General features: G+C 62.6%; 14 protein-coding genes and 1 pseudogene. 8 read left to right on the plus strand and 7 right to left on the minus strand.

What is annotated here, in order from left to right; genetic code table 11:
* The first annotated feature begins 1 nt into the window (after position 1).
* Complete coding sequence (gene trpC, locus ASF09_RS07710) at positions 2-778, plus strand: indole-3-glycerol phosphate synthase TrpC (protein ID WP_060525619.1); 777 nt, start codon at positions 2-4, stop codon at positions 776-778.
* On the plus strand, positions 775-1,242 hold the full coding sequence (gene moaC, locus ASF09_RS07715; RefSeq protein WP_060525620.1) for a cyclic pyranopterin monophosphate synthase MoaC: 468 nt from the start codon (positions 775-777) through the stop codon (positions 1,240-1,242). Before trpC ends, moaC begins: the two co-directional genes overlap by 4 nt.
* A gap of 91 nt (positions 1,243-1,333) precedes the next feature.
* On the opposite strand, the gene ASF09_RS07720 is transcribed toward moaC, so the two are convergent.
* The gene (locus ASF09_RS07720) at positions 1,334-2,026 is read right to left on the minus strand and encodes an energy transducer TonB (protein ID WP_235529720.1); all 693 of its coding nucleotides are present in this window, start codon (positions 2,024-2,026) and stop codon (positions 1,334-1,336) included.
* A gap of 553 nt (positions 2,027-2,579) precedes the next feature.
* On the opposite strand from ASF09_RS07720, the gene ASF09_RS07725 reads away from it, so the two are divergent.
* Together ASF09_RS07725 and lexA are read left to right on the plus strand one after the other, a co-directional pair.
* The gene (locus tag ASF09_RS07725) at positions 2,580-3,761 is read left to right on the plus strand and encodes a molybdopterin molybdotransferase MoeA (protein WP_060525622.1); all 1,182 of its coding nucleotides are present in this window, start codon (positions 2,580-2,582) and stop codon (positions 3,759-3,761) included.
* 68 nt (positions 3,762-3,829) lie between these two features.
* The gene (gene lexA / locus ASF09_RS07730) at positions 3,830-4,504 is read left to right on the plus strand and encodes a transcriptional repressor LexA (RefSeq protein ID WP_060525623.1); all 675 of its coding nucleotides are present in this window, start codon (positions 3,830-3,832) and stop codon (positions 4,502-4,504) included.
* Positions 4,505-5,026: 522 nt separating this feature from the next.
* Here the strand turns inward: lexA and ASF09_RS07735 are convergent.
* A pseudogene (locus ASF09_RS07735) lies at positions 5,027-6,361 on the minus strand (ComEC/Rec2 family competence protein); the annotation flags it as partial.
* Here ASF09_RS07735 and ASF09_RS07740 point away from each other — a divergent pair.
* Positions 6,299-8,068, plus strand: a complete 1,770-nt coding sequence (locus ASF09_RS07740; protein ID WP_060525625.1) for a recombinase family protein — start codon at positions 6,299-6,301, stop codon at positions 8,066-8,068. The pseudogene ASF09_RS07735 and the gene ASF09_RS07740 overlap by 63 nt on opposite strands.
* An 82-nt stretch (positions 8,069-8,150) precedes the next feature.
* Here ASF09_RS07740 and ASF09_RS07745 read toward each other — a convergent pair whose 3' ends face one another.
* Positions 8,151-8,330 (minus strand): hypothetical protein, encoded by a 180-nt coding sequence (locus tag ASF09_RS07745; protein ID WP_060525626.1) that lies wholly within the window; start codon positions 8,328-8,330, stop codon positions 8,151-8,153.
* Between the two features lie 168 nt (positions 8,331-8,498).
* Between ASF09_RS07745 and ASF09_RS19695 the strand changes: the two genes are divergently transcribed.
* Entirely contained in the window at positions 8,499-8,813 is a 315-nt protein-coding gene (locus ASF09_RS19695; RefSeq protein WP_082444143.1) for a hypothetical protein, read from the plus strand.
* Positions 8,810-9,166, plus strand: a complete 357-nt coding sequence (locus tag ASF09_RS07755; RefSeq protein ID WP_060525628.1) for a DUF2958 domain-containing protein — start codon at positions 8,810-8,812, stop codon at positions 9,164-9,166. Before ASF09_RS19695 ends, ASF09_RS07755 begins: the two co-directional genes overlap by 4 nt.
* Before the next feature lie 104 nt (positions 9,167-9,270).
* On the opposite strand, the gene ASF09_RS07760 is transcribed toward ASF09_RS07755, so the two are convergent.
* Positions 9,271-9,819: a hypothetical protein gene (locus ASF09_RS07760; protein ID WP_060525629.1), complete on the minus strand. Its 549-nt coding sequence runs from the start codon at positions 9,817-9,819 to the stop codon at positions 9,271-9,273.
* Positions 9,820-9,935: 116 nt separating this feature from the next.
* Positions 9,936-10,364 carry a hypothetical protein gene (locus ASF09_RS07765; RefSeq protein WP_060525630.1) on the minus strand — a complete coding sequence of 143 codons (429 nt, stop codon included), beginning with the start codon at positions 10,362-10,364 and terminating at the stop codon, positions 9,936-9,938.
* A gap of 201 nt (positions 10,365-10,565) precedes the next feature.
* On the opposite strand from ASF09_RS07765, the gene ASF09_RS07770 reads away from it, so the two are divergent.
* Positions 10,566-10,805: a hypothetical protein gene (locus ASF09_RS07770; RefSeq protein ID WP_060525631.1), complete on the plus strand. Its 240-nt coding sequence runs from the start codon at positions 10,566-10,568 to the stop codon at positions 10,803-10,805.
* A gap of 14 nt (positions 10,806-10,819) precedes the next feature.
* On the opposite strand, the gene ASF09_RS07775 is transcribed toward ASF09_RS07770, so the two are convergent.
* Both ASF09_RS07775 and ASF09_RS07780 read right to left on the minus strand, forming a co-directional pair.
* Positions 10,820-11,389, minus strand: a complete 570-nt coding sequence (locus ASF09_RS07775; RefSeq protein WP_156359256.1) for a hypothetical protein — start codon at positions 11,387-11,389, stop codon at positions 10,820-10,822.
* Between the two features lie 3 nt (positions 11,390-11,392).
* Positions 11,393-12,241 carry a hypothetical protein gene (locus tag ASF09_RS07780; RefSeq protein WP_060525633.1) on the minus strand — a complete coding sequence of 283 codons (849 nt, stop codon included), beginning with the start codon at positions 12,239-12,241 and terminating at the stop codon, positions 11,393-11,395.
* Between the last annotated feature and the right edge of the window lie 68 nt (positions 12,242-12,309).

The raw sequence follows: 12,309 nt of genomic DNA on the forward strand, positions 1-12,309 counted from the left end.
CATGACCATGCTCGACCGTATCCTCGAGACCAAGCGCGCCGAAGTCGCCGCGCGCAAGGCAACCACATCGCTCGCCGACATCGACGCCGGCATCGCCCGCATGTCGAAGCCGCGCGGCTTCCGCGCCGCGCTTGACGCGAAGACCGGCTACGCGCTGGTCGCCGAGGTCAAGAAAGCCAGCCCCTCGAAAGGCTTGATCCGCGCCGACTTCGATCCCGTAGCCCACGCCCGAGCCTATGAAGCCGGCGGTGCCGCGTGCCTCTCGGTGCTGACCGACGAAAAATGGTTCCAGGGCTCCGATGCCTATCTCACCGCGGCCCGCGACGCCGTCTCGATCCCCGTCCTGCGCAAGGACTTCATGGTCGACCCCTGGCAGTCGACCGAGGCGCGCGCGATCGGCGCCGACTGCATCCTGATCATCGTCGCAGCACTCGACGACATCCAGATGGCCGAGATCGAAGCCTCCGCGCTCGAATGCGGCATGGACGTGCTGGTCGAGGTCCACGACGCGCACGAGATGGAGCGCGCGCTGCGGCTCAAGTCGCGGCTGATCGGCGTCAACAACCGCGACCTGCGCGACTTCTCGGTCGATTTCCAGCGCACCTACGACCTCGTCGGCAAGGCGCCCAAGGACTGCACCTTCGTCGCCGAAAGCGGCCTGACGACGCGCGCCGAACTCGACGCGATGGCCGAACACGACATCCATTGCTTCCTGATCGGCGAAGCGCTCATGCGCCAGGCCGACGTCGAAGCCGCTACACGAGCGCTGATCGGGTGACCGGCCTGACCCACATCGACGAAGCCGGCGCGGCCCGCATGGTCGACGTCGGCGGCAAGGCGGTCACCGCCCGCGAAGCCATCGCCTCCGGCCGCATCACCATGTCCGCCGAAGCCGCCGCTGCGATCGGCGCTGGCACCGCGAAGAAGGGCGACGTCCTCGCCGTCGCGCGCGTCGCCGGCATCATGGCCGCCAAACGCACCAGCGACCTCATCCCCCTCTGCCACCCGCTCCCGCTCACGAAGGTGGAGATCGACCTCGTCGTCGACGAAACCGGCGTAACCGCCACCGCCACCGCCTCGACCGAAGGCAAGACCGGCGTCGAAATGGAAGCCCTGACGGCGGCCACGGTAACGCTCCTCACGATCTACGACATGGGGAAGGCGATCGACAAGACGATGGTCCTCACCGACATCCGCGTCCGCGCCAAGAGCGGCGGCAAATCCGGCAACTGGACCGCTTGACAAGGAACCCTCTCCCCAAGGGGGAGAGGGATAGACGCCAAAGGCGGCGAGGGTGAGGGCAAGCCCAGCAGTTTGCCGTCAATTCAGGGTCTTAATCCCCACCCATAGCCCATTCATGATCCTCGACGATCGTAGACTCCACCGGCCGCCCCGCCGCATCGAGCGAAGGGTCATACCGAAACCGCTCCTCGATCAACCGGCACGTCAGCGCATCCAGCTCCCGGCTCCCGCTAGACCGGGTCACCCGGCACCGCGACACCCGCCCATCGGTCTGCACCAGATACCGCACCGAAACCCGCCCCCGGATACCCGTCTCCGCCGCCTCGCGCGGATAGTCGGAATCCTTCAACCGCCCCCTGCGCCATCGCGGCGGCGTTTCCTCGCCCCCGCCACCGTCGCCATCGCCATACCCCCCGCTGCCGGTGCCATTGCCGATCCCGCCACTCCCCGTCCCCGGCCCGCGCACATCCGAAGCCCCCGCAGTAGCCTGCGCCCCCACTCCAGCCTTCTCCGCAACCACGACAGGCGGCGGCACCACAACCGGCACCACCGGCTTCGGCGCGACCACTTCGGTAGCCTTCGATTTCAGATTAGGCGGCGACGCAGCCCCCTCCGGCTTGCGGCTAGGCGAAGGCCGAGGCCTCAACTTCTCCTCGGGAGGCGGTGGCGGAGGCGGTGCCGCATCGAACACCTTCAACGCATCGCTCACCGCCGCCGGCATCGTCACCACAAGCCCGTTGAGCAGCGCATAGCCCAGCACTCCCGGCAACAGGACGGCACCCACCGCCGCCCCGATCCTGTCTCTCGCCCGAGGCTGATTACGCGTCATCATGCTGATCTGGTGTCTCTTTCCTCCAAACAAAGCCCCGTTCAGGATGAACCGGCGCTGGCCGCGCGTTTGGAGAAGACGATGCCGACTAGCCCGAACTCCTTGTCGGGCCGCGGAGAAAACAGCGGAACACTATCAACACCCCCCCGGCGAAGGCCGGGGCCCAGTTGGGAAAGCCGAAGTAATCCGTAGCGACCGCTCCGCCCAATTCCTGTTTCCCCGCGAAGGCAGGGACCCAGACTGGACCCCCGCCTTCGCGGGAGAACAAGGGTGCACCAGCCGCGCCGGACCGCCCCGCCGCCCTCCGCAACCCCAACAACACCTGTCCTACGTCCCAAACCCATGGCAAAGCACCAGACACGCCAAAACTCACCCCCCCCCGCCGGACCTTCTACCGGACGAGACCGTTCCAAACCTGAACCTCAGAACCGCGCCCGCCAAATGTCTCCCAGCGTGTGAACTTCCTGCACTTCCAGCAGGAGAGCCGCCCAGAAACAGAGCCTTACGCATGACCCTAGTCCCCGTCGCCGAAGCCCAGTCCCGCCTCTTCACCATGACCCCCCGCGTCGGCCACGAGACCGTGACGTTGCGCGAAGCCGCCGGCCGCTGGGCCGCCGAGGACATCCTCGCCCGCCGCACGCAACCCGCTGCAGATCTCTCGGCGATGGACGGCTACGCGATCCGCTTCGCAGACCTCCCCGGCCCCTGGACCGTCATCGGCGAAAGCGCCGCCGGCCGCCCCTTCGCAGGCCACGTCGCCGCCGGCCAAGCCACCCGCATCTTCACCGGCGCCGCCATGCCCGACGGCGCCGACACCGTCATGGTCCAGGAAGAGGCCGAGCGTGACGGCGAAACCCTGATCCTAGCCGGCGAAGGCCCGCCAACGCTCGGCCGCAACACCCGCCGCAAGGGCCTCGACTTCTCCACCGGCACCCGCCTGATCACCGCCGGCGACCGCCTCAGCCCAGCCCGCATCGCCGTCGCCGCAACCGGCGGCCACGGCAGCCTCACCGTCAACCGCCGCGTCCGCGTCGCCGTCGCCGCCACCGGCGACGAACTCGTCCCCCCCGGCTCGACCACCGACGGCGGCGCGCTCCCCGAATCGAACGGCATCATGCTCGCCGCGATGCTCGCCGACATGCCCGTCGACATCATCGATCTCGGCATCCTGCCCGACAATCTCGAGATCCTCCGCGAAGCCTTCGCCAGCGTCCAGGCAGACCTGCTCGTCACCACCGGCGGCGCATCGGTAGGCGACCACGACCTCGTCCGACCGGCGATCGAAGCCGCCGGCGGGACCATCGATTTCTGGCGGATCGCGCTGCGCCCCGGCAAGCCGATGATGGCCGGCTGGATCGGCGAGATGATGGTACTCGGCCTCCCCGGCAACCCGGTCTCCGCGTTCGTCACCGCGACGCTGTTCGTCAAACCCGTCGTCGCGCACATGGCCGGCGCGCGCAACCCGCTCCCCCAGTCGACCCACGCCTTGCTCGGAGAAGACCTCCCCGCCAACAACGCCCGCACCGACTATCTCCGCGCCGAACTGCGCGAAGGCAAAGCCTATGCCTCGACGATCCAGGACAGTTCGATGCTGCTCACGCTCGCCCGCTCGACCTGCCTGATCGTCCGCCCTGGCAACGCGCCAGTCGCAAAGACAGGCGAATCGGCGGAAATCCTCGTGATCGCGTGATACGGACGCTTGACGCCATTAATTATGTTCCATAGAAGTTCCCAGTCTGTTCCGGACGGAGAACCGCCATGCTCACGCGCAAGCAGCACGAACTCGTCTGCTTCATCAACGATCGCCTCAACGAAACGGGCGTCTCGCCGTCGTTCGAGGAGATGAAGGACGCACTGGACCTCAAGTCGAAGTCGGGCGTCCACCGTCTGATCAGCGCGCTCGAGGAGCGCAACTTCATCCGCCGCCTGCCAAACCGCGCGCGCGCGCTCGAGGTGCTGCGCATGCCCGAGCGCCCGGAAAAGAAGACGCCGTCCAAGCCGTCGAACGTCAAGGCAGCCCCCGCCGCCGCGACCCCGCAACCGGCCAACGACGTCATCGAGATTCCCCTCCACGGCCGCATCGCCGCCGGCGTCCCGATCGAAGCGTTCGAAGGCAGCACCATGCTAGCCGTCCCCGCCGCGCTGCTCGGCACCGGCGAACACTACGCACTCGAAGTCTCCGGAGACTCGATGGTCGAAGCCGGCATCCTCGACGGCGACTACGCCCTGATCCGCCGGACCGAGACGGCGCGAGATGGCGAGATCGTCGTAGCCCTGATCGAAGACAGCGAGGCTACGCTAAAATACTTCCGCCGCGAAGGCGCCATGGTCCGCCTCGACCCGGCCAACCGAGCTTACGACCCCCAACGCTACGCCCCAGCCCAAGTCCGCGTCCAAGGCAAACTCTCCGGCATCCTCCGCCGCTACGACTGAGCCGCGGGGGGCAGCTGATGTGGTTGCTCCGCGCGTCGGCCCCGTCCTCCGGTTGCCCGGCGAGGCGGGATGCGAATCGGCAGGACGAATTATTCGTGTTGTCGGCGACGGGCAACGGTTGTGTTCGGCGGGGCCATTAACTTGCTCAAGAGCGTTCATGATGGGGCAGGTGTTTCGGCACAGGCTTTACGGAAGGCTATAGGGCGCATGAACGGCGGGTATTGATGCAGCATGTCTTTCGGAAGACAATCCCGCATTTCATTACAAACGGCACCCGCCGCTTAAATATACAACCTCTGCGACTTAGCGCCTCTGCGCGAACATTCATCTCACTACAATCTCCTGCGGCCATGGATGATTGTGTTCACGCAAAAGCGCAAAGGCGCAAAGCTGTTGTGTCTGGACCAGCCTACCGCCCTTCCCGGGCACAGAGGAATCCGACATGACGCTCTCGTTTATTGAAATGGCCGCGGTTTATCGGATCATGCCGCCTTCGCGCCTTTGCGTGATCAATTTTACGCGTCAGTGTCTCCCATTTGCTCGAAACGCCGATGCTGAACCCCGAAACCCGCCCTGCTGCGGCTTGAATGGAGTGCGTTCGAGGATCGGCGGGTCGCGCCAGGGGTGGCGGTCGCCTGCGTTCAGTATCGTCACGACCGTCCCGCGCCCCAAGGTCAACGCGACGCCGCCCGTTCGTCGGAGTATGCGGCGATCCAGTTTCAGCCACCGTGGCACACAGCGTTTCGGCAAGCCCCGTTCGCTGACGACGACATCGGCGCTGCGACAGGCGGCAAGGAACTCGGCGATCGGGACCATATAGGCGCTGCGGGTCGCGAGGATGCGCCACGTCCGCCCCCGTGCGGCGATATCGGTGACGCACAGATCGCGACTGCACCGCGCGTCGGGTTGGTCCGCCAGCAATAGCGGCTCGCCGTCCACCCCGCCATTCTCCGCCAGCATGTCCCGAGTATAGTCGCCAGCCCTATCGCGCAGCATCGCGAGCCCCGCCGCTGTCCGTACCGCGACATGGCGTCCGTCACCGGTCACGAGAACATCCGGCGCCGGCGTCGTCATCGCCCAGACCGCGCCAATCGCCAGGGGTATCAGCCCGAGCCGCCGCCACCGCGTTCGCCACAAGGCTATCCAGATGCCACCGCTGATCATCAGCGCGAACGCAGCCGTCGGCATCGCGGGCAAGGACCGCACCGATCCGGGCGCGTTGGCAACGATGTGCGCGAGCCACAGCAGCGCATCGAGTGATCGCTGCACCAGCCACCATATGGGCGCCCCGAGTCCGCCGGCATCGAGCAGCAACGCCAGCGCTTCCAGCGGCATCACCACAAAGGTCGTCAGAGGGATCGCCACGATGTTGGCGAACGCGCCGTAGAGCCCGGCCTTGTGGAAATGATAGACCGCGATCGGCATCAGCGCGAACTCGACGAGCAGGCCGGTGAGCAACAGCGATGCTATGCCGCGAGCGAGGCGGCGCGGTCTGTCTTCCTCATGCGGGCCGAAGAACGCGCGAATCGCCGGATGCTCGTGCAGCGCCATGATCGCGGTGATTGCCGCGAACGAGAGTTGGAAGCTCGGCCCCGCCGCCGATTCGGGCAGCACGAGCATGACGCACGCCGCGCCCGCCGCGACGAGGCGCAAGGTCATTGCCTCACGCCCCAGGACAAGCGCCGCCAACACCAGCAGGGCGGCCACGCACGACCGAATTGTCGGAACTTGGCTTCCGGTCATACTGTTATAGGAGTTGGGAGCCGTTAACCCCTTCCGACGCAGAGTAGGGATATGACGCTTCCGGCAACGATCTACGCGCGCTTTTCCAACCAGGAGCAGGCGCAGGGCAACAGCAAAACCCGACAGCTCACCTTATGCCGCGATATGGTCGCCCGACATGGCTGGGAAGGATCAACCGATCGCGAACTGATCGACGAGGGCGTGTCCGCCTATAGCGGTGCCAACCGTGCTTCTGGCGCTCTCCTGTATGAGTTCGAACAGCAGGCCGAAGCTGGCCGCTACCGCAACGGCCATGTCCTCGTAGTCGAGAATTTGGATCGCATCAGCCGCCAGGGCTATGATGCCATCCTGCCGTTCCTCCAGAAGCTGACCACATCGGGCGTCACGGTCGCAACTGTGGACGGTGATCGGGTCTATCCGGCCTATGACCGCGTCACGATGACCAGCGTCATCGAAGCCGTGGTGAAGTCGGAACTCTCGCGCGAGGAAAGCGAGAAGAAGAGCCGACGCCTGAAAGCGGCTCAGAACAAGCGGGTGTCGGAAGCGCAAGCCAATGCCGGTCAGCACATCAGCAACACCGCGACGGTGCCTGCCTGGATCGACACCAAGCGGATCAGCAAGACCAGCGAACGTCCTGCCTACGCAATGTCGCTAAACGAGCGCCGCGTTGCCGTCCTCCGTGAGATATTCCAACTGACCATCGACGGCTACGGCACTCCTGCGATTGCGAAGATGCTGAACGGTCGAGGTGAACCCGTATGGAGCCACCTCAACCAGCGCAGCAATAACGGGTGGACGGTAGGCTACCTGACGAAAATCGTCGTCAATCGAGCAGTCATGGGGGAATACCACCCCATGAACCGGCCTCGTAGCGGTCCTGCGACGAGCAAAGACATCACCGTGCTCAACCACTTTCCGCAAGCCATCGATCCCGTGACGTTCGCCAAGGCCCAGGCAGCAAGGCAAGGACGCAAAGGCACCAGCGGAGCATGGCAGATCACGCACAACAATCTGTTCAGCGGTATCGCCAAGTGCAAATCGTGCGGCGGGCGGATGAAGCAGGAAGTCGTTGTGCGTAAGGGCGGCAACCGCCGCAACGGCAAGAACCCCGATGCAGTCTACCAGTCCAAACAGGACATCAGCTACCTCAAGTGCCACAACGCGCTCAACCGGGTGTGGGACGAGGAGAACGATCGCGTCCGGTGCGAGAACCGCAACTGGGTTCGGTATGAAAAGCTGGAAAAGGCAGTGGTTGAGTTCGCGGCTGGATGGCTGGCGCTGAACCGGCAGTCTGCACCAACGGCTGTCATTGCTGAAATGGAAGTCCAGATCGCCGAGGCGCGACGCTTTCTGGAGGACAAGCAAAAGCAAGCCGACAACGCAGCGGTCAGCTTTACCAGAACCAGCAGTGCCACGATGGAGCGGCTGATGCTCCAGCTGGAAGTTGAGGTAGCCGACCAGCAGAAGGAGATCGACGCGCTGGAAAAGCGCCTCATGGCTGCGCGGACGACCGGCCCCTCCCCTGACCTACTCAACGAGATCGAACACCAGAAGCACGCCCTGGACAGCGAGGTTGACGAGGAGCGCAACCGCGCGCGTGTTGCGATGAAACAGACCCTCAGAGGCATCATCACGTCCATGGAGTGCTGCACCAGTCGGGACACGATGATCGTCCTGGGCGACCGCGCTATGGGCCTCGTGTTCAACCACGAGGGTGAGCTTGTTCAGTCCGTCGTGCTGCAAGAAACCACATACGGCCCTCACGGCGAGGTCGATTGGCATCCCGACTTCCCTGACGCCGCCTACACGATAGCGGCCTGAGAACCCTCAGGAGAGGCAGGCAGGAGAAGGGAGCAATCGGGTTGCTCCCCTCACCTCTCGGCCCTGTGCGGGCGTCTCTGGGTTAGCAGCGGGGCAGCTTATGCACCTCGCTACCGATGTGAATTGCAAAGTGGTTGCGCTTGCGCTCGACATAGTAGCGCGCACCTTCAAACGTGACCGCAAAGGCATCATCCTCGAACTCCGCGCTGTAGTCGAAAGTGCTAAGTGCGTAGTTTGCGAAAGCGTTAAGTTCGATCTGCATGTCAGCTACTCCGTGTTGCTGACACTCTATCAATAGCCAGAGTTGAACTAGAGCAACCGCTTTCTGGCGCTCATCACCAGAAATCTAACCACCGCGTTGAACCACTCTGGACTTGCTCTCTTCACTAGTTGGCGCTTGTTGTTCTTGTGGCAACAAGGAGTAAGCCACATGGAAGACAAGCAATACAGCGCTGCAAGTCTGGAGACTGCCGCGTGCCTATGGGAAGCCGTGCTAGAACTTCTGCACGGTGGGCGCGGTCACAAGGGACTGCGGCATCAAGTCGAAGCTACGCGGGAGCGTATGGGGACGAGCGGACTGCGCTTGGCAGTGTTGCGCTGGGTCGATTTGGTCGACGCCGAGTGGGCAAAGGTCAAGGACACCTACGACCAGCCATTCGATTGGGAGTTCGTGCCAGACTGGATCGAGCAGCATATCGACTGGACGACGGATCATCCCACCTACAAGCTGGGAGGCGCGCGATGAGCGGCTGGCGCGAAATGCTGACGCCCGAGGTCGTGGCGCAGCTGGAGGCAAACCACCGCGAACAGGAGCCGGTCAAAGGCACCAAGTCAGAACGCGACTTCGCACCAGTGTGTAAGCTGTTCCTGCCCTGGACCTCAGGGACGTGGTTGCTGACCGAAATGGAGCCTGACGGCCTAGCGTTCGGCCTCGCTGACCTGGGCTACCCCGAAATGGGCTACATCAGCATGGATGAGATTTGGGAGGTAGTCGGACCGGGTGGCTTGCGCGTCGAGCGCGACATACACTGGAAGGCTACCAAGCCCCTGTCCGAATACGCCACTGAGAGCCGACAGCTGGGCTACATTCGGGCCTAGCGCATTCTCATAAATAGGGATGCGGAGAGGTCATAGGCTCCGCATTCTCCTTGATGTTTCAGTTTGGGGAACCCCGGTGCAACTTACACCGGGGTTCTTCCACGTCAGGCCGGTAGAGGCGCGTCGGGCTTGTGGCCAACGTCCGCAATCAGCGAGCCGTCAGGGTTCTTGCCGTAGCCATATAGACGGCTAACGCTCTGCTTCTGCGCCCTTGTGAGGCTGGCATAATCCTTTCGCGCTTCCCACGGCTTTTCGCTCTTAACTGCACTGCCACGCGAACGCTTTGCCTTGCCGATATGAACGTCGGTGTTGCCCTTGCCGTGGTTGGCGATCACCTCGTCAAACTCACCGGCCTCAACCTCTTTCTCCATCAGGTCCAAGAACTCAACGAACCGCTCGCTCGGCATGTGGTTTTCGTCCACGCCGTTGATGGTCAGCGTCTTGCCAGCCAGCTTAGGATGGAAAGCCACAACGCTGTTCTTCACCGAGAACCAGCGATTGGGCTTGGTGTATTCGTCGGCGTTGAAGTCATCGCGCGCCTTCTTGATGCCCGCGAGCAGCGGCTTGCGCGCCTTCACTGGATCGACTGGCTTCGCGTTATACTTCTCTTTCGCCTCACCGGTGAAAAAGCTGAACAGGTCCGACAGTGCCATAAGTGCCTCCACAAGTGTGATGCAGCGGACTTAGGCAGGACTGGTTAGGGAGTTGTCAACAGCAGATGGCAAAAAGGCCGCCCCGTTAGGAGCGGCCTGGGGTAGTTGGTAGTCCCTTACTTTGCGGGTTCAGCAGCCTTTTTGGTCGCCCGAGTGGTCCGCAGCTTTTCCGTCCGAGCCGTCTTCTTTTCGGTCAGACTGGCCAGCTGGGCGTCGTATTCGCCTGCCTTGATGCGGTCTGCATAGTAGTCCAGGGCATCGGTGAAGTTGGCAGTCGGGACAGTCATTTCCTTGACCTCCACGTCGGTGTCCTCGACCTTCGTGCGCTCCAGGACCAAGGGCGTGTTGGAGACGCGGATGGTGAACTGAGTGCGTCCGCCGTCGATCGCTTTGAAGTTGATCTTGCCCGCCGCACCTTCGCCAGCGGCGTGCTGTTCCTTCATCTTGTTGATGTTTGCGAGGGCTACGTCCTTGGCGCTCCGTGCTGCGCTGGCCTTGTCGGCTGCGAGGGCGGGAACGAGCATCGAGGGGTTGAACTTCGACATAGTAGCTACTTTCCGATCTAAGCCAGCAGCAACAACGCCCTGGCTATCGATCGTAAAGCGTCGTGCGAGACAAAGAACAACGCCAAAGATCGGTTGATTTCACTCTTTTCTGGAGATCCACCGACCACCAGTAAAACCATTAGGTTCTAGCGGTGCGCGAACATACGACTTGCACGACAACGCGACCACAGGGAGGACAACATGACCGCTACTATCTTGCAGTTTCCAAAGCGCACCACGGACGCCGAACGGCTTGCTGATGTGGGCGAGCTATTGAAGGCCGCGCATCCCGTTGCGCCACGGGACGCAGAGTTGGACCTGTTGCTCCAGATCGGAGGCAAGCTGCTCGACAACCTCAATGACCACGCGGCTATCGATTGTTGGCTGGTCCGCTTGGACGCTTGGGAAGGCAGGAACGCGAGTGAGCGTTTCGTTAGCTGACCAGGCCGTTGCCCTCAGAAGTAATGATCGTGCCAGTCGATCGGCTCTAGGCGCAGCCCTTCATCATCGATCACATACTTTCGCACGTCCAACTGGTGCGCGAGCCGCATCACTGCATGGAAAAAGCGATCGCGGGGCGTCTCGGCAAACTCCACGTCCAGCAGGGTTGCCATGTCACTCCATGTGACATTGGTAAGCTCACGGAAGTTGCCCATCGTGCTGACCACGACAGGGTCGTCCATTTTTTGCTTGAAGTTGTGCGCGAACAGGTTCCGCACCTTCCGAAGCATGTTTAATTCGTCTCGTTCTTTTTGGCTAATCAGCCCTAGCGCGTGGGTCATCGCAATCCGGGCGCTGAACGTCCCGAGCGGCGCGGTTGCGTCCCATATCAGCCGCACGTCTTTGGTGTCGGTGGTAAGATAGGATTGGATGAGCTTGCCCAAGCGATCGTCCAAATATGCAGTGCCGCTCAGCGCCATGCCTCGATCGCTTTCCGCGTGGAGTTCCTGCGCAAAAGGGACAAATTCGTCAGGGGTAGGAATTTCGCCCGCCCTTGGATCATCATTTTCGACAACCGCCGGCATCAATCAGCGGCCTACCAGCGTCGCCATCCGACCACGCAGACCCTCAGTCAAACCGGCAAGTCCCTCGCCATTCGGGAGATAAGGGAGGAAACGATGGTGCCGAAGATCGAAGGGAACGTCGTGCTCGCTCTGCGTTATCATGATGACCTCTCGCCCAAGGGTATGGGCAATACCGGCCTCATAAAACACGTTGGGGTTCTTGCCGGTTAGATCGCACACTACGATCCGCGCGCGGTCGATCAAGTTCACTACATCCTGAATAACCGTGTGATGCTCCCACACGTTATCGGCCCGGTTGGTTTGCAGACCCACGGCAGCGGCGGCAGCTTGGATGGCCTCGTAGACACCAGCGAAGCCGGGACTGAACGGCATCATCACCGACACCAAGTTGGGGTCGATCGCCTCATGCTCAGGGATATTGAACACCGATGGCCGCATACGGCGAGGGTTCACGTTGCGAAGGAGAAAGCGATAGAGATCGACGTCCTTCACCGCCCAATGGTTGGTGCTCCAGTCGAAATGGTATCGGTGCTGATCCATGTCGAGTTGCCGCCGCAAAGCGAACAGTGATCCGTTCGTCATGGGGGGCACGTCCGGATCAAGCGCGTATTCGTAACGCACCTCATTGCCGGTGATGCGCGCAGCGGTAACGGTCCCGACACGGCAAATCTCATCGCCTCTGCCCTCAGGAATGAAGAGACAGGGAAACGCACGTAGCTGATCGAGCAATGGACGCCCGTCCGCTGAGAACCGGGCAGCTAATTCTTGATCGGTATAGTAGAACATCCGGTCGAGTTGGAGCGTGCCGGTCGGGTCGTTCCAATCGTAGGCCCGCATGATGACGTTGAACATCTTCTAAATATCCCCTCGGGCTTACAGCCGGCCCCATGATTGGCTTATCTCGAATTATCTTAGGCTGG

Origin of the sequence: Sphingomonas sp. Leaf242 (genome assembly GCF_001422045.1) — a bacterium.
GTDB lineage: Bacteria > Pseudomonadota > Alphaproteobacteria > Sphingomonadales > Sphingomonadaceae > Sphingomonas.